The organism is Inquilinus ginsengisoli (assembly GCF_031453975.1).
GTDB lineage: Bacteria > Pseudomonadota > Alphaproteobacteria > DSM-16000 > Inquilinaceae > Inquilinus > Inquilinus ginsengisoli_A.
In genome coordinates, this window is sequence record NZ_JAVDPW010000007.1 from 86380 (window position 1) to 103228 (window position 16849).

The 16849-nt window shown below is 69.2% G+C and carries 16 protein-coding genes and 1 tRNA gene; 14 read left to right on the top strand and 3 right to left on the bottom strand.

The window, feature by feature from the left end:
- Positions 1 to 269: 269 nt before the first annotated feature.
- From E9232_RS20015 to E9232_RS20025, 3 genes are all read right to left on the bottom strand, one after another.
- Positions 270 to 482 (bottom strand): ParB N-terminal domain-containing protein, encoded by a 213-nt coding sequence (locus E9232_RS20015; protein ID WP_309796765.1) that lies wholly within the window; start codon positions 480 to 482, stop codon positions 270 to 272.
- A gap of 1084 nt (positions 483 to 1566) precedes the next feature.
- A tRNA-Ala gene (locus tag E9232_RS20020) sits at positions 1567 to 1642 on the bottom strand.
- A gap of 106 nt (positions 1643 to 1748) precedes the next feature.
- On the bottom strand, positions 1749 to 2222 hold the full coding sequence (locus E9232_RS20025; protein WP_309796767.1) for a TIGR02300 family protein: 474 nt from the start codon (positions 2220 to 2222) through the stop codon (positions 1749 to 1751).
- A gap of 269 nt (positions 2223 to 2491) precedes the next feature.
- On the opposite strand from E9232_RS20025, the gene cmk reads away from it, so the two are divergent.
- The 14 genes from cmk (at position 2492) to E9232_RS20095 (ending at position 16844) form a co-directional block, all read left to right on the top strand.
- On the top strand, positions 2492 to 3136 hold the full coding sequence (cmk, locus tag E9232_RS20030) for a (d)CMP kinase (protein ID WP_309796769.1): 645 nt from the start codon (positions 2492 to 2494) through the stop codon (positions 3134 to 3136).
- A 125-nt stretch (positions 3137 to 3261) separates the two neighbouring features.
- Complete coding sequence (gene rpsA / locus E9232_RS20035) at positions 3262 to 4995, top strand: 30S ribosomal protein S1 (RefSeq protein WP_309796771.1); 1734 nt, start codon at positions 3262 to 3264, stop codon at positions 4993 to 4995.
- Between the two features lie 295 nt (positions 4996 to 5290).
- A complete protein-coding gene (locus E9232_RS20040; protein ID WP_309796773.1) occupies positions 5291 to 6589 on the top strand; it encodes an MFS transporter in 1299 nt (432 codons plus the stop codon).
- Between the two features lie 162 nt (positions 6590 to 6751).
- Positions 6752 to 7036 carry an integration host factor subunit beta gene (locus tag E9232_RS20045; RefSeq protein ID WP_309796776.1) on the top strand — a complete coding sequence of 95 codons (285 nt, stop codon included), beginning with the start codon at positions 6752 to 6754 and terminating at the stop codon, positions 7034 to 7036.
- Between the two features lie 44 nt (positions 7037 to 7080).
- Positions 7081 to 7440 carry a lipopolysaccharide assembly protein LapA domain-containing protein gene (locus E9232_RS20050; RefSeq protein WP_309796778.1) on the top strand — a complete coding sequence of 120 codons (360 nt, stop codon included), beginning with the start codon at positions 7081 to 7083 and terminating at the stop codon, positions 7438 to 7440.
- Between the two features lie 150 nt (positions 7441 to 7590).
- Entirely contained in the window at positions 7591 to 8538 is a 948-nt protein-coding gene (gene lhpI / locus E9232_RS20055) for a bifunctional Delta(1)-pyrroline-2-carboxylate/Delta(1)-piperideine-2-carboxylate reductase (protein WP_309796779.1), read from the top strand.
- Between the two features lie 123 nt (positions 8539 to 8661).
- Positions 8662 to 9798 (top strand): NAD(P)/FAD-dependent oxidoreductase, encoded by a 1137-nt coding sequence (locus E9232_RS20060; protein WP_309796782.1) that lies wholly within the window; start codon positions 8662 to 8664, stop codon positions 9796 to 9798.
- Complete coding sequence (gene pyrF, locus E9232_RS20065; protein ID WP_309796784.1) at positions 9795 to 10547, top strand: orotidine-5'-phosphate decarboxylase; 753 nt, start codon at positions 9795 to 9797, stop codon at positions 10545 to 10547. The genes E9232_RS20060 and pyrF overlap by 4 nt, the downstream gene beginning before the upstream one ends.
- The gene (locus E9232_RS20070; protein ID WP_309796786.1) at positions 10544 to 11203 is read left to right on the top strand and encodes a phosphoribosylanthranilate isomerase; all 660 of its coding nucleotides are present in this window, start codon (positions 10544 to 10546) and stop codon (positions 11201 to 11203) included. Before pyrF ends, E9232_RS20070 begins: the two co-directional genes overlap by 4 nt.
- A 151-nt stretch (positions 11204 to 11354) precedes the next feature.
- Positions 11355 to 12587, top strand: coding sequence for a tryptophan synthase subunit beta (gene trpB / locus E9232_RS20075; RefSeq protein ID WP_309796788.1), 1233 nt, complete (start codon positions 11355 to 11357; stop codon positions 12585 to 12587).
- A complete protein-coding gene (gene trpA, locus E9232_RS20080; RefSeq protein WP_309796792.1) occupies positions 12587 to 13408 on the top strand; it encodes a tryptophan synthase subunit alpha in 822 nt (273 codons plus the stop codon). Before trpB ends, trpA begins: the two co-directional genes overlap by 1 nt.
- A 121-nt stretch (positions 13409 to 13529) precedes the next feature.
- The gene (locus tag E9232_RS20085) at positions 13530 to 14495 is read left to right on the top strand and encodes a hypothetical protein (RefSeq protein ID WP_309796794.1); all 966 of its coding nucleotides are present in this window, start codon (positions 13530 to 13532) and stop codon (positions 14493 to 14495) included.
- Positions 14496 to 14605: 110 nt separating this feature from the next.
- Complete coding sequence (gene accD, locus E9232_RS20090; RefSeq protein WP_309796795.1) at positions 14606 to 15547, top strand: acetyl-CoA carboxylase, carboxyltransferase subunit beta; 942 nt, start codon at positions 14606 to 14608, stop codon at positions 15545 to 15547.
- Entirely contained in the window at positions 15540 to 16844 is a 1305-nt protein-coding gene (locus E9232_RS20095) for a bifunctional folylpolyglutamate synthase/dihydrofolate synthase (protein WP_309796798.1), read from the top strand. Before accD ends, E9232_RS20095 begins: the two co-directional genes overlap by 8 nt.
- Positions 16845 to 16849: the final 5 nt, after the last annotated feature.

The following is a 16849-nucleotide window of genomic DNA, read 5'->3' on the forward strand; positions in this document are numbered from 1 at the left end:
CTGGCGATATCGGTATCTCCCGCTGGCGGTCGCCCTGCGGTGTTTGCAGCCAGCTGGTTCGGATCAAAGTCGGCGAAGTCCGCCTCGGAGAGTCGACCACAATGGCCGGTTTCTGGCACTTCGGTCTCCTCGGACTGGGAAGAAGGAGCCGGATTGTGCTGCTCAAACCGATGTCCGGATTCGGAGCGCTGGCATGGCGTCTCCTTATGGCGCGCTCCGGCCACGTCCGAACGACAGCTCGGAGTGGCGGACTTCTGGCCGGACACCGGTCACCGATCCCCGCCTTCGTCCAGGACCAGGCACTGAACCGGGGTGTCGGCTGGGATCAGGTCGCGTCCGTGAAGCTCTTGTAGCAGCCTGAGGCAGCGCTTGCCGATGACGACGCCGTAGCTGCCGTCCGGCCGCTCGTGGACCACGATGACGCCATGCTTGCGCTCGGCGGGCGTCGATGCCTGCAGCTTGTCCAACGGGATCTGTTTCACGTCCTTCATCCTGCTTCGGTTGCGCATGCGACCGAAGACGCCCCGTCGGCGAGGCGCGGGGGTGAAGGCGCAAGGGCAGGGCGGCGGGAGGGGGATCGCCCAGCCCGTCGCTTGCGAAGGGGCGAAGCGCAGCGGAGCGTTGCAGGCCGCGGACGCGGCCGAAACCTGAGGAGGCCCGGTGCCCTGGCGGCCGTGAGGCCGCGGACCCTTGCGCAGAGGGTGGCTGGCCCCCTCAATCGTCCCGCGTCTGCGGAATCATGGCTCTGTGAAGCGTCGATGCCGAGGCTGTTGGTGAACGTGACGGGGCGAGGCCTCCGGCCCGGGCTCTCCTGCGCTGCGCTCCGCCGAGCTCCGCAGTCGCGGATCTCGTCCCCTGCGGGGTGAAACCGATCCCTCTCGCATCACCACGAGCCCGCGGACGCGGGCCCAGGGGAACCCAGGTTCCCGCGCCGGCAAGGGGCGAGCGGCGGCGTTGCCGCCGGCGCCGGGCCGGTCTCCCCAGGTTTCGGCCGAGGCCTGCAACGCTGCGCCCCGGACGCTTCGCGTCCGGGGCGGGTGAATCCCCTCCGGCCCTCTGCTCCCTTGCCTTCGCTCCCTCCCGCCCTCGCCGGGCGGCGTCTCGGTCGCATGCGCAACCGGAGCGCATACCAGGAAGGACGCCTCTCGGACCCGTCTCCCATCGCGACGTTCACGGAACCAGCCGGTAGCGGATGCCGGCCCGTGGCGGGGACCGTCTGGAGACCCGACGTCGGCGCAAGCCGATAGCTCCCACCGTGTCGGGTCCGGGGGAGGCGCCTTCATCAACGGAGGAGCCGATGAACTGATACGAAGCGAAGCTCGCCCGGTGCCGCGATGGCCCGGTCTGCGAGATCGCGGGCCTCGTCGGGCACTCGAAGGGGCACAAGACGACGGTGCGCAAAGATCGGACCGGAGCACTTGGCAGGGCATGTCCGGGCTATCGATGCGTGTGTCGCGTCCATCGCGCCAAGTCGACGACGATGCCCGAATTGCGCCCGCTTCTGACACCGCACCGAGCCGGAAAGGAAAAGGGCCCAGCCGCTTCCGGCTGAGCCTTTTTCTGTCTTGGTGGAGCCAAGCGGGATCGAACCGCTGACCTCTACAATGCCATTGTAGCGCTCTCCCAGCTGAGCTATGGCCCCGAAACTCTGGGTCGACGTCTTCCGGCGTGTTCGGCCGGGGTAGGTCGGCGGGGGCGGATCTTATTCATCCGCCCCGCCTATGCAAGAGGTATTTTCAAGAAATCGATCAGCGGTTCCGTTCTTCGCCGTCATCCTCGATTTCGACGTCGACATCCTCCTCGCCGAGGTCGTCGACATCCTCGATCAGGGCATCGTCTTCCTCGACGATTTCCTCTTCGGGATCGAACTCGTCGGCCGGCGCCTTCTCCTTGGCGGGGACAGGCTCACCATCCTCCTCGCCCAGCCCCTCGTCGAGCTCGCCGCCTTCGATCACCTCGACCTCTTCGACGATCTCCTCGGTGGTCTCGTCCTCTTCGGACTCCTCCTCCAACGGATCGGCGTCCTCATCGGCGACGACCGCGCGGGCCTTCACCGGTGGCTCGTCAACGATCGCGGACCGCGAACGGCGCGACTTCAGGAAGGCCTCCGGGTCGAACTCGGTGCCGCATTTCGGGCAGATAATCGGGTCACGCTGCAAGTCGTAGTAGCGGGCCCCGCAATTGTGGCAGATGCGCTTGGCGCCCCATTCAGGCTTCGCCACGCCGAGCCTCCTCGGATCATGTCAGGATTAGAGGGCGCCATCTGCCATGGCAGCGCGGCCCTGTCAAAAACAAAACGCCTGCGAAAACGCCCGGCTGCCGTTCCGCCCCCGCCGCATCCATGCTATCAGCCCGCGGTTCGACCGTTCTCGCCCCGCTTCCGGCGGGGCCGATTTGGGGAAGGCTTCTTGCAACTCACGATCCCGCACCGCTTCCTGAGGCCCGGCCTCGCCGCGCCGGCGACCGGGCTTTGCGCCCGCCGCGAGGCAGCATGACCGTGATCGCGATCGACGGCACCGCCGCTTCCGGCAAGGGCACTCTGGCCCGCCGCCTCGCCGACGCCTACGGCTTCGACCATCTCGACACCGGCCTTTTGTACCGCGCCGTCGGCCTTGCCGTGCTGCGCGCCGGCGGCGATCCGGAGGATCCGATCGCCGGCCTCGCCGCGGTGCTGGCGCTCGACCTCGGCGCGCTCGGCGACCAGGATCTGCGCGGCGACGCCGCGGCCCAGGCGGCCAGCCGGGTCTCGGCGATTCCGGGGGTGCGCACCGCGCTGCTCGACTTCCAGCGCGCCTTCGCCGGCCGCAAGCCGGGGGCGGTGCTGGATGGCCGCGACATCGGCACGGTGATCTGCCCCGACGCCCCGGCCAAGGTCTTCGTCACCGCGACTCTGGAGACCCGCGCCGAGCGCCGGTGGAAGGAGTTGCTACAGCGCGGCCACGAGGCTATATACACCGAGGTCTTTGACGACCTGAGACAGAGAGACGAGCGCGACCGTCGCCGTGCCGTGGCCCCATTGGTCCCGGCGAGCGACGCTTTTCTGTTGGATACTAGCCAGCTGACGGCGGACCAGGTGTTCGACCAGGCTCTGGCTTTCGTGTCCCGCCGGATCGGCCCTCCGCGCACCGCCACCTGAGCCTCGGGCCGTCACGGACCACAGATGATGGAGATTCGGGCATTGGGCCCGGCCCGGCCATCGCGCTCTCCCAGGCGGGACGACCCGCCGGCGCGACGACCGGTTCGTCTCTAACGGGAGTTTTCATGGCTACCAGTTCCGCCGCCGTCAAATCGGTCGAGAAGGAAAGCTTCGCCGCCCTTCTCGAAGAGTCGCTCGGCCAGTCCGAGAGCTTCGAAGGTACCGTCGTCAAGGGCCGGGTGATCTCGGTCGACAACGACATGGTGCTGATCGATGTTGGGCTGAAGTCCGAGGGGCGCGTGGCGCTCAAGGAATTCGCCGTTCCCGGCCAGGTCGTCGAGCTTGTCCCCGGTGACACCGTCGAGGTGTTCATCGAGCGGATGGAAGACAAGAACGGCGAAGCCGTCCTGTCCCGCGAGAAGGCCAAGCGCGAAGAGTCCTGGACCGCGCTCGAGAAGTCGTTCACCGACCAGCTTCGCGTCACCGGCATCATCTTCGGCAAGGTCAAGGGCGGCTTCACCGTCGACCTGAACGGCGCCGTCGCCTTCCTGCCGGGCAGCCAGGTCGACATCCGGCCGGTGCGCGACATCAGCCCGCTGATGGGCACGCCGCAGCCGTTCCAGATCCTCAAGATGGACCGCTCGCGCGGCAACATCGTGGTGTCGCGCCGCGCCGTGCTCGAAGAGAGCCGCGCCGAGGCCCGCTCCGAGCTGGTCGCCAACCTCAAGGAAGGCCAGATCCTCGAGGGCGTGGTCAAGAACATCACCGACTACGGCGCCTTCGTCGATCTCGGCGGCGTCGATGGCCTGCTGCACGTCACCGACATCGCGTGGCGCCGCATCAACCATCCGTCCGAGGCGCTGCAGATCGGCCAGGCCGTCAAGGTCCAGGTCGTCCGCTTCAACCCGGAGACCCAGCGCATCAGCCTCGGCATGAAGCAGCTCGAGGCCGATCCGTGGGAGGGTGTGGTCGCCAAGTACCCGGCGGGCGCCCGTTTCCGCGGCCGCGTGACCAACATCACCGACTACGGCGCCTTCGTCGAGCTGGAGCCGGGCATCGAAGGCCTGGTCCATGTCTCGGAGATGAGCTGGACCAAGAAGAACGTCCATCCGGGCAAGATCGTCTCCACCTCCCAGGAGGTCGAGGTGATGGTGCTCGACGTCGATCCGGTGAAGCGCCGCATCAGCCTCGGGCTGAAGCAGTGCCTGCCGAACCCGTGGGAAGTGTTCGCCGAGAAGTACCCGGCGGGCACGGAGCTCGAAGGCGAGGTCAAGAACATCACCGAATTCGGTCTGTTCGTCGGCCTGCCGGGCGAGATCGACGGCATGGTTCACCTCTCCGACATCGCCTGGGACCGTTCCGGCGAAGAGGCGATCCAGGAGTTCAAGAAGGCCGACCAGGTCAAGGTCAAGGTCCTCGACGTCGATGTCGAGAAGGAGCGCATCAGCCTCGGCATGAAGCAGCTCACCGAGGACACCTTCGAGAAGGCTGCGTCCGCCCCCACCGGCGGCCTGCGCAAGGGTGAAGTCGTCACCGGCACGGTCACGGAAGTGAACGACGGCGGTGTCGAGGTCTCGGTCGGCGAAGGCCTGGTCGGGTTCATCCGCAAGTCCGACCTGTCGCGCGACCGGTCGGAGCAGCGCCCGGACCGCTTCGCCGTCGGCGACAAGATCGACGCCAAGGTGATCCAGGTCGACCGCGCCACCCGCAAGGTCTCGCTCTCCATCAAGGCCAAAGAGGTCGAGGAGGAGAAGAAGGCGATGGCGGAATACGGTTCGTCCGATTCGGGCGCCTCGCTGGGCGACATCCTCGGCGCCGCTCTGCGCCGGGCCCGCGAGAACACGACCGAAGAGAAGTAAGCACCTGCCACACGGCCGGTGCAGGGCCCGCCTCCGAAAGGAGGCGGGCCTTTTCTTTTGGTTCCGCCTTTTTCTCGGCCGTCATTCCCGCGAAAGCGGGAATCTCCTTTCCGGTCGAGCCACGAGGAGATCCCCGCTTTCGTGGGAATGGCGGAAATTTGGGTATCTGAAAAGCCAGGGGCCACGCACCGGACCGGTCCGCCGGACATATCGGGCCATTGACAACCGACCGGCGGAGGACGAGGGACAGGGCAGGGGGAAAGCAGCGTCGGTTCTGATCCAGAGAGGCCCCATCGTGCGTGCAGCGGCGACATCCCGATCCCAGGCCATGGCCGTCCTCCGCGTCTCCAGCGGCAACTTCCTGGAGATGTACGACTTCATGGTCTACGGCTACTACGCCACCTACATCGCCAAGGTGTTCTTCCCGACCGGCAACGACTTCGCCTCGCTGATGCTGTCGCTCGGCACCTTCGGCGCCGGCTTCCTGATGCGTCCGCTCGGCGCCCTGGTACTCGGCGCCTATATCGACCGACACGGCCGCCGCGCCGGCCTGCTGCTGACGCTCGGGCTGATGGCGGTCGGCACCCTGACCATCGGCCTGCTGCCGGGGTACGAGACGCTAGGCGTGCTGGCGCCGGTGCTGATCGTGCTGGGCCGGCTGCTGCAGGGCTTCTCGGCGGGGGTCGAACTCGGCGGCGTCTCGGTCTACCTGGCCGAGATCGCGACGCCGGGGAACAAGGGCTTCTACACCGCCTGGCAATCCGGCAGCCAGCAGGTGGCGGTGATCGTCGCCGCCTCGCTCGGCGTGCTGATGAGCGCGGTGCTTCCGCCGGAATCGATCGCTCTCTGGGGCTGGCGCCTGCCGCTGCTGGTCGGCTGCATGATCGTGCCGCTGATCTTCCTGCTGCGCCGTTCGCTGGAGGAGACCGAGGCCTTCAAGGCGCGCACCCACCACCCCAGCGCGGCGCAGATCCTGCGCTCCGTGGCCGACAACTGGGGCATCGTCCTGCTCGGCATGCTGCTGGTGACGATGACCACGGTCAGCTTCTACCTGATCACCGCCTACACCCCGACCTTCGGCAGCCAGGCGCTGCATCTCGCCGGCATCGACAGCCTGGTGGTGACGCTGTGCGTCGGCATCACCAACCTGATCTGGCTGCCGCTCGCCGGCGCGCTGTCGGACCGCATCGGCCGCACCCCGATCCTGGTGGTGTGCACCGTGCTCACCCTGCTCACCGCCTATCCCGCGATGCAGTGGCTGGTGTCGGCGCCGTCCTTCGACCGCCTGCTCGCGGTCGAGCTGTGGCTGTCCTTCCTCTACGGCAGCTACAACGGCGCCATGATCCCGTTCCTGACCGAGATCATGCCGGAGGAGGTGCGCACCACGGGATTCTCGCTGGCCTACAGCCTGGCGACCGCGACCTTCGGCGGCTTCACCCCGGCGCTGTGCACCTGGCTGATCCATGCCACTGGAAACCCGGCGATGCCCGGCGTCTGGCTGTCTTTCGCGGCGCTGTGCGGTCTGGCGGCGACCGTGGTGATGGTCCGGCGCGGGGGCCGGCGACCGGTCGGCGAGATCCGCGCCGCGGGCTGACGCCGATCAGGCCTCGAATTCCCGGAATTCCCTTTTTGCAGAGGGACTTGTCCTTGCCTTCGGCCGGCCGTGCTGGCACCATCGCCGCTTGCCGTCAGTTCGGGGCAGCGGCGACGCAACGACCGCGTCGACAACAAGGCGGCGGACAGGGATTCGGGGGACATGACCAAGTCCGAGCTCATCATGCGGCTTGCGGAGCGCAATCCGCATCTCTATCAACGCGACGTCGAGCGCATCGTCACGACCATCTTCGACCGGATCACCGAGGCGCTGGCCGAGGGCCAGCGGGTCGAGCTCCGGGGTTTCGGCGCCTTCTCGGTCAAGCGCCGTGACGCCAGGATGGGGCGCAACCCGCGCACCGGCGTGGCGGTCGACGTGGCGGAGAAGCTGGTGCCGTTCTTCAAGACGGGCAAGCAGCTCCGCGAACGCCTGAATACGGATGACTGATGGGCCCGAGGGTTCGGGCCCGACCCACCGCGAGGGCTAAACCCGTGCGCTACATCGCCTGGATCGTCACCATTCCCTTCGCCCTGCTGCTGCTGTCTTTCGCGATCAGCAACCGCGAGATGGCGACGCTCGGCCTCTGGCCGCTGCCGTTCCGGATCGACGCGCCGCTGTATCTGGTGGCGCTGCTGCCGCTGCTGTTCGGCATGCTGATCGGCGCCCTGGCCCTGTGGTTCGGCCGCTTCGCCTCCGGCTTCCGCATGCGGCGGCTGGAAAGCCGGCTGGCCGCGACCCAGAAGGATCTGGAAGGGATGAAGGCGCGGCAGAAGACCGGCGGCTCCGCCTTCGCCAACCGCAACGCCGCCGACGCGGCACGCCCGGCCCTGCCCACCAGCCAGACCCGCTGAAAGGCCGTTTGAGAATGCGCTGGCATGAGTCGAATGGTGGGGGTTTCGAGAACCGGAGCGCAGCGGACGTTTGGGTCCGTGAGCACCGGAAGCGCAGAAACCACCATCAGGCGGCCATGCCAGTAGCATTATCAAACGGTCTTTGACCTGATGCGCTCCATCGATGCCGCTGCCCTCGATCGGGCGCTCGACACGCGTGCCCTGATCGAGGCGCTGCGCGACGCCTTCCGCCGCGAGGTCGAGGCGCCGCTGCGCCACCACCACACCGTGCCGACCGCGGCCGGTGACGCCACCCTGCTGATCATGCCGGCCTGGGAGCGGGAACAGGCGATCGGCATCAAGCTGGTGTCGCTGATGCCGGGCAACCCGGCCCGCGACCTGCCCTTCATCGTCGGCTCCTACCTGCTGCTCGACGGCGCCACCGGGGTGCCGCGCGCGATCATGGACGGGCCGACCCTGACCAACCGCCGCACCGCCGCGGCTTCGGCCCTGGCCGCCGACTACCTGGCCCGGCCGGATGCGGCGCGCATGGTGATGGTCGGCGCCGGCACGCTGGCGCCGCATTTCATCCGCGCCCATCTCGCCATGCGCCCGCTGACCGACATCGCCCTGTGGGCCCGGCGGCCGGAGCAGGCGTCGGCGCTGGCGGCGCAGCTGGCGGCGGAAGGACTGCCGGTCCGCGCCGTGACCGATCTCGAAGCCGCGGTGCGCGACGCCGACCTGGTGTCCTGCGCCACCCAGTCGCGCGAGCCGATCGTGCATGGCGCCTGGCTGAAGCCCGGCGCCCATCTCGACCTCGCCGGCGCCTATCTGCCGGCGATGCGGGAATGCGACGACGAGGCGGTGCGCCGCGCCCGCATCTTCGTCGACACCCGCGCCGGCGCCCTGGCCGAGGCCGGCGACCTGCTGCAGCCGATCAAGGCCGGCGTGATCGGGCCGGAGGCGATCCTGGCCGACCTGCACGACCTCGCCCGCGGCACGGCCCGGGGCCGTGGATCGCCGGACGAGATCACCCTGTTCAAATCGGTCGGCACGGCGCTGGAAGACCTCGCCGCCGCCCGCCTGGCGGTCGAGGCGCTGGAGGGGCAGGGCACCTAGCCCCGGCCTCTTGCCTTTCTGTCATTGCCGGGCTTGACCCGGCAATCCAGAGGGTGTCGACAGTCTCCGGATGCCCGGGTCAGGCCCGGGCATGACAGTGAAAGAGGGCGGGGACCGTCACACATGACCACCATCGTCGTCGGCGCCGGGGTGATGGGGCTCGCCACCGCGTGGCATCTGGCCCGGGCGGACGAGGCGGTGACGCTGCTGGAACGCGGGCCGATCCCGAATCCGCTCGCCGCCTCCTGGGACAGCCACCGGCTGATCCGCGCCCTCTATCCCGGCTCGCCCGGCTACACCCGGATGGCGATCGATGCCTTCGCGGCCTGGGACGAGGTCTGGCAGGCCGCCGGCGTCAGCCACTACGCCAATTGCGGCTCGATCGCCTTCAGCCGGGCCGAGGGCGACTGGACCGATGGCTGCCGCGCGCCCCTCGACGCGCTTGGCGCCGCCTATGAGCTGGTGCCGCCGGAGGAGCTGGCGCGCCGCTATCCCTTCCTGATCCCGGACGGCATCCGCTGGGGCCTGTTCATGCCCGAGGGCGGGGTGCTGTTCGCCGACCGCATTCTCTCCACCCTGGTCGATCTCTGCCGCGCCGCCGGCGTCGCGCTGCGGCCGCAGGCGCCGGTCCGCGCGGTCGACCCCGACGGCACGGTGACGCTCGAATCGGGCGAGGTGCTCCAGGCCGACTCGGTGGTGGTCGCCGCCGGCGCCTGGGTCGGCGGGCTGTTCCCCGACGTGATCGGCAAGCGGCTGAACCCGTACCGCCAGGTCGTGGTCTATCTCGACCCGCCGGCGGAGGTCGCCGAGGCCTGGGCACGGGCGCCGGGCATCATCGATTGCGGCTTCCCCGACGCGCATTGGGGCATCCCGCCGGTCGGCGGCACCCGGCTGAAGCTCGCGGTCGGGGACTGGAAGCGCCGGGCCGAACCGGGCCTGGATCCGGCGGTCGGCGCCGGCGAGGCCGAAGCCATCCGCGAGCGCTGGCGGCCGGTGCTGCGCGACATCGACCGTTACGCCATTCTCGAAGCGCGCAGCTGCCGCTATATCTTCGCCCCGGACGACCGCTTCGTGCTGGAGCGGCGCGGCCGGGCCTGGCTGGTCAGCCCCTGCTCGGGCCACGGCTTCAAGTTCGGCGCGCTGATCGGCCGGGCGGTGGCCGACGGCGTGCGCGGTCGGCGCGGGCCGGACGAACTGGCGTCCTGGGCGGCCGGCCACCTGCCGGCGGGCCACTTGGCGGCTGAAGGAGAGCGAGCATGACCACCAATCCCGTCTTCTGCGCGATCGACGCGCCGACCCTTGACGAGGCGAAGCGGCTGATCGGCTTGGTCGCGGGCGCGGTCGGCGGCATCAAGCTCGGCCTCGAATTCTTCATGGCCGCGGGGCCGGAGGGGGTCCGGGAGGCCCGCTCCACCGGCGTGCCGCTGTTTCTCGATATCAAGGTGCACGACATCCCGAACACGGTGGCCGGCGCCATCCGCTCGGTGGTGCCGCTGTCCCCGACCTACATCACCATCCACGCCTCCGGCGGCCGGGCGATGATGCAGGCGGCGGCCGAAGCGGCGCGGAGCGAGGCGGACAAGCTGGGCGTGCCGCGGCCGAAGCTGCTCGGCGTCACGGTGCTGACCAGCCTCGACGTCGGCGACCTCGAGGCGGTCGGGCAGGGGATGGAGGTCTCGGCCCAGGTCGAGCGCCTGGCCCGGCTGGCGGAATCCAGCGGCCTCGACGGCGTCATCTGCGCCCCGACGGAGATCGTGCGGCTGCGGCGCATCCTGAAACCCAGCTCGGTGCTGATGGTGCCCGGCATCCGCCCGGCCGGGTCGGATGTCGGCGACCAGAAGCGGGTGATGGCGCCGAAGGAGGCGATGGAGCTGGGGGCCACCCATCTGGTCATCGGCCGGCCGATCACCGGCGCCGCTGACCCGGCCGCCGCGGCCCGTGCCATCGCCGGTGAACTTGGCCTGGCCCTTGATGCCGAGGCGGCGGCGCCCCAGACTCCTGTGCCATGAGCATCGACACCAAGATCTGCGGCATCCGCACGCCCGAGGTGCTGGAGGCGGCCGCGAAGCACGGGGCCCGCTGGGTCGGCTTCAACTTCTATCCGCCCAGCCCGCGCTCAGTGGCGCCGGATCTCGGCGCCGAGCTGGCGCGCATGGTGCCGACCGGGCTGCGCAGCGTCGGCCTGTTCGTCGACCCGGCGGATGACGAGCTCGAGGCCGTGCTCGGCCGGGTGCCGCTCGACATGATCCAGCTGCATGGCGGCGAGACGCCGGAGCGGGTGGCTGAGATCAAGGCGCGCTGGGCCATGCCGGTGATGAAGGCGATCAAGATCGCGACCGTCGAGGATCTCGCCGCGATCCCGGCCTACGCTGCCGTGTCCGATCGCCTGCTGTTCGACGCCAAGCCGCCGAAGGGCGTGGTGTCATTGCCCGGCGGCAACGGCCTGGCCTTTGACTGGTCGATCCTGTCGGGCCGGACCTGGGCCAAGCCCTGGATGCTGGCTGGCGGCCTGACCGAGGCCAATGTCGCCGAGGCGGTTGCCCGCACCGGCGCCACCGTGGTCGACGTCTCCTCCAGCATCGAGGAGCGCCCCGGCCACAAGACGCCGGAGCGGGTGGAGCGCTTCCTCGCCGCCGTCCGCGCCGTAGCCGTGATGGCGAACTGATCCGGGCCTGCCGACCTGCGCCGCCCGCGGGTCTGCACTGCATGCGCTTCGGGCATTCGCGACAAGTGTTTGGCGTGGGGAGTGGTCGCCGGTAAGGTCACCGCTCTTCGCCCTTATTTTGCCACGATCCGTGCCCGGGAGCCGACGCCGCTTGACCGACATCGCACCCCTCCAGCCCCGCCCGAACAGCTATCGCACGGGTCCGGACGAGAATGGCCGCTTCGGCCTCTATGGCGGCCGTTTCGTCGCCGAGACGCTGATGCCGCTGGTTCTCGAGGTTGAAAAGGCCTACGCCGCGGCGCGCAAGGACGCCGAGTTCAACAGCGAGCTGCGCTACTACCTGACGCATTACGTCGGCCGGCCCAGCCCGCTGTACTTCGCCGAGCGGACCACTGAGCATCTCGGCGGCGCCCGGGTGTACTTCAAGCGCGAGGAGCTGAACCACACCGGCGCACACAAGATCAACAACTGCATGGGCCAGATCCTGCTGGCCCGGCGCATGGGCAAGACCCGGATCATCGCCGAGACCGGCGCCGGGCAGCACGGCGTCGCCACCGCCACGGTCTGCGCCCTGTTCGGCCTGCCCTGCACCATCTACATGGGCGAGGTCGATATCGAACGGCAGAAGCCGAACGTGTTCCGCATGAAGCTGCTGGGCGCCGAGGTGGTGCCCGTCGTCTCCGGCAGCCGCACGCTGAAGGACGCGATGAACGAGGCGCTGCGCGACTGGGTCACCAATGTCGACGACACCTTCTACATCATCGGCACGGTCGCCGGCCCGCACCCCTATCCGCTGCTGGTGCGCGACTTCCAGTCGGTGATCGGCAACGAGACGCGTGAGCAGATCATGCAGGCCGAAGGCCGCATGCCGGACACGCTGGTGGCCGCGGTCGGTGGCGGCTCCAACGCCATCGGCCTGTTCCACCCCTTCCTCGACATGCCGGAGATCGCGATCCACGGCGTCGAGGCCGCGGGCCACGGCATCGAGACCGGCAAGCATGCGGCGTCGCTGAACGGCGGGCGGCCGGGCGTGCTGCACGGCAACCGCACCTACCTGCTGCAGACCGAGGACGGCCAGATCGAGGAGGCGCATTCGATCTCTGCCGGCCTCGACTATCCCGGCATCGGGCCGGAGCATGCGTGGCTGCACGATGTCGGCCGGGTGATCTATTCCTCGGTCACCGACAAGGAGGCCCTCGAGGCCTTCCAGCTCTGCGCCAAGCTCGAAGGCATCATCCCGGCGCTCGAATCGGCGCATGCGCTGGCGCATGTGATGCGGATCGCGCCCGACCTGCCCAAGGACAACCTGCTCGTCATGTGCCTCAGCGGCCGTGGCGACAAGGACATCTTCACGGTGGCCGACGCGCTCGGAGTGACGATCTGATGACCCGCATCACCGCGCGCTTCGCTGAGCTGAAGGCGCAAAACCGGGCCGCCCTGGTCACCTTCGTCACCGCCGGCGACCCGGATGCCGAGACCAGCTTCAAGATCCTCGAAGGCCTGCCCAAGGCGGGGGCTGACCTGATCGAGATCGGCATGCCCTTCACCGACCCGATGGCCGACGGCCCGGCGATCCAGGCGGCCGGCCTGCGGGCCCTGGCCGCCGGCATGACCCTGCCCAAGACGCTCGACCTGGTGCGCCGCTTCCGCGCCGGCGATTCGACCACGCCGGTGGTGCTGATGGGCTACTACAACCCGATCTACTCCTATGGCGTGCCACGCTTCCTGGCCGACGCCAAGGCGGCCGGGGTGGACGGGCTGATCGTGGTCGACCTGCCGCCGGAGGAGGATGACGAGCTGTGCGTGCCGGCGCTGGCGGCGGGGGTGGACTTCATCCGCCTGGCCACGCCGACGACGGATGATGCGCGGCTGCCGGCGGTGCTGACCAACACCTCGGGCTTCATCTACTACGTCTCGGTCACCGGCATCACCGGCGCGGCCGCGGCCGACGCGTCGGCGGTGCAGCCGGCGATCGACCGGTTGCGGCGCCACACCGACCTGCCGGTCGCGGTCGGCTTCGGCATCCGCACGCCGGAAGCGGCAGCGGCGATCGCCCGCATCGCCGATGCCGCGGTGGTCGGCTCCGCCATCGTCGAGGAGATCCGGCACTCGCTCCACGCCGACGGCCGGCCGACCGTCGCCACGGTCGACTCGCCCCTGGCCCTGGTCCGCCGCCTGGCCGAAGGCGTCCGCGCGGCGCGCTGAGGGCAGCACGGGCCTCCTTCATTGCGCCACAATGGCGGGCTCTCCTGGTGAGCGTCTGCGCATCCGGCCTGCTTCTGCGGGCCTGACCGTAGAGCTCGCCGGGGGGGAGGGCGCCAGGGTGATGAGAGTTTCCATCGGTCTTGTTGTCTTGATTTTCGGGCTCACGGCCTGCACGGCAAAGCCCGTCATGCAGGAGCAGGGCGCTATGTCCCGGGATGTATCGTCGCTGCCTGCCGTGCCCTGGCAGGGGCACGAGCTTCGGGAAGTCACGTCGCTTGCGGCGCTTCCGGTTTCGGTTCGTCACGCCCTGGGCGCGGATAAGCCAGGATCGGACGGTATCGCCGAGAGGGGCAAACCGTTCAATGCTTCTGACGTCGTCATCATTACTGATGGTGTCAGTGAGGATCCATCACGGCGCTTCATCGCCGCCGGTCATGATGGCGACACGTGGCTCGTCGCCTTCGAGCAGGGCGGGATCGCCCGTACCGCCACGGCGGTCGAGATCTCCGGTGGCGTTGCGCGGCGAGGATGGCAGCTGAGTTGCTGCATGACCACGCTCACGGAGGTGGTGCAGCAGATTTCGATCGCGCCTCCAGGGGCTGCCTTCAATCCGGAAGATTGGCATTGGGATCGGGATGCTGGGCCGTCTGTCAGCATCCCTCTGTCTGCAGTTCTTCCCTTGGTCCCGACACACCCGGCCGATGCGGCGTCCGTGGTGCGCTGGCAGGGTCATAGGCTTCGGGAAGTCACGTCGCTTGCGGGACTTCCGACTGCGATTCGCCAGATGTTGGGAGCCGACGAACCAGGGCTTGAGGGCATCGCGGACAGGGGCAAGCCGTTCAATGCCACAGATGTGATCGTCGAACCTGGGCCGATGCGGCGTTTCATCACGGCCGGACAGGACGGCGGGCTTTGGCTGGTGGCGTTGGAACAGGGTGGCATCGGCTACTCCGTCCAGATACTGGAGTTTTCCAACGGGGCGGTGCGGCGCCATTGGGTGGCGATGGGGCCGCAGGATGGGGTGGACAGTCTGGGAACCCTGGCAAAAGTCGTGCGCCGGATTCGGCAGCTGCGTCCTGAAGACTAAGCCGAGTAGACCTATCACCGGCGACGTGGTTTCGATCTCGGTGCGGAACCGCGCCCATGGCACGGTGGCCTCATCTTGACGTTCGGGGCCGAAAAGCGGAAAACCGCGCCATGAACTGGCTGACCAACTACATCCGCCCGAAGATCCGGGCCCTCGTCTCCTCGTCCCGGCCCGAGACGCCGGACAATCTGTGGACGAAGTGCCCCAACTGCGAGGCGATGCTGTTCCATCGCGATCTGGAGGCGAATCTCTACGTCTGCCAGCATTGCGGCCATCATATGCGGCTGGACCCGGTCAAGCGCCTGGCCATGATGTTCGACGACGGCAAGTACGAGACCATCGAGCTGCCGAAGGCGACCGTCGACCCGCTCAAGTTCCGCGACACCAAGCGCTACACCGACCGGCTGAAGGAAGCGCAGACCAAATCCGGCCGCAGCGACGCCATCGTCGTCGCCCACGGCAAGATGGGCGGCCGCGACACCGTCATCGCCGCCTTCGACTTCAGCTTCATGGCCGGGTCGATGGGCATGGCGGTGGGCGAGGGCCTGGTCGCCGCCTCGAAGCTGGCGGTGATGCAGCACGCGCCGCTGGTCGTGGTCCCGGCGTCGGGCGGCGCCCGCATGCAGGAAGGCATCCTGTCGCTGATGCAGATGCCGCGCTCGATCATCGCGGTCGAGCAGGTCAAGGACGCCGGGCTGCCCTACATCGTGGTGCTGACCGACCCGACCACCGGTGGCGTCACCGCCTCCTTCGCCATGCTGGGCGATGTCCACATCGCCGAGCGCGGCTCGCAGATCGGCTTCGCCGGCGCCCGGGTGATCGAGGAAACGATTCGCGAGACCCTGCCGGAGGGTTTCCAGCGCGCCGAATACCTGCTCGACCACGGCATGGTCGACGTGGTGGTAGTGCGCAAGGACCTGCGCGACACGCTGATCCGCACCCTCGACCATCTCCAGGGCGGCCACGCCCCGGTGGTGGCCGACATTGTGGTCGACCCGGCCGACCTCGCCGCCGCGGCGTCGATCGAGGGCGAGCCCGCCTATCGTGCCTGATGCGCGGGCGGCCGACCTCGAGGCCGCGCTCGACCGGCTGACCCATCTGCACCCCAAGCGGATCGACCTGTCGCTGGGGCGGACCAACCGGCTGCTCGCCGCGGTCGGCGATCCGCATCTCAGACTGCCGCCGGTGGTGCATATCGGCGGCACCAACGGCAAGGGGTCGACCACCGCCTTCCTGCGCGCCTTCCTGGAGCAGGCGGGCTATCGCGTCCATGTCTACACCTCGCCCCATCTGGTGCGCTTTCACGAGCGCATCCGCCTCGCCGGGTCGCTGATCGACAGCGCGACGCTGGTCGAGTTGCTGGAGCGGGTGGAGCGCGCCAATGACGGCCAGCCGGTGAGCTTCTTCGAGGCGACCACGGTGGCCGCCTTCCTGGCCTTCGCCGAGGTGCCGGCCGATGCCGTGCTGCTCGAGGTCGGCCTGGGCGGGCGCTTCGACACCACCAATGTGGTGCCGCGGCCGGCCGCGACTGCGATCACCCGGATCTCGATGGACCACATGCAGTTCCTCGGCGACACGATCGAGAAGATCGCCGCGGAGAAGGCGGCCATCGCCAAACCGGGCGTGCCGATGGTGGTGGCGCCGCAGAAGAGCGACGCCGCCGTCGCGGTGCTGATCCAGGCCGCGGAGGCGGCCGACGCGCCGCTGCACCTCGCCGGGCGCGACTGGTCGGTGGTCCCGGCGGCGGACGGCTTCACGCTGCACACCGCAGCGGGCGACCGGCCCTATCCCCGCCCGGCGCTGCCCGGCGACCACCAGTTCGCCAACGCCGCCACGGCGATCCGGCTGCGCGACCTGCTGGCCGGCTTCGACATCCCGGAGGATGCGGTGCGCCGCGGCGTGGCCTCGGTGGAATGGCCGGGGCGGCTGCAGCGCCTGACCCGCGGCCCGCTCTCCGCGCTGCTGCCGGCGGATTGGGAGCTGTGGCTCGACGGCGGCCACAACGACAGCGCCGGCGAGGTGCTGGGCCAGTGGCTCGGCGGCCTCGATCCGCGGCCGCTGCACCTGGTCTGCGGCATGCTGGAGAGCAAGGAGCCGCAGGCGTTCCTGCGGCCGCTGGCGCCCTTCGCCCGGTCGATCCGCACCGTCCGCATCCCGGGCGAGGAGGCCAGCCTGCCGGCCGAGGCCCTGGCCGATCATGCCCGCGCCGCCGGCCTGGCGGATGTCGCCGCCGCGGACAGCCTCGACGCCGCCGTCTTCGCGGCCGCGCAGGGGGCTGGCCGGTCCGGCCGCGTCCTGATCTGCGGCTCGCTGTACCTCGCCGGCCGGGTGCTCGCGGCCAACGGCTGAGGTTG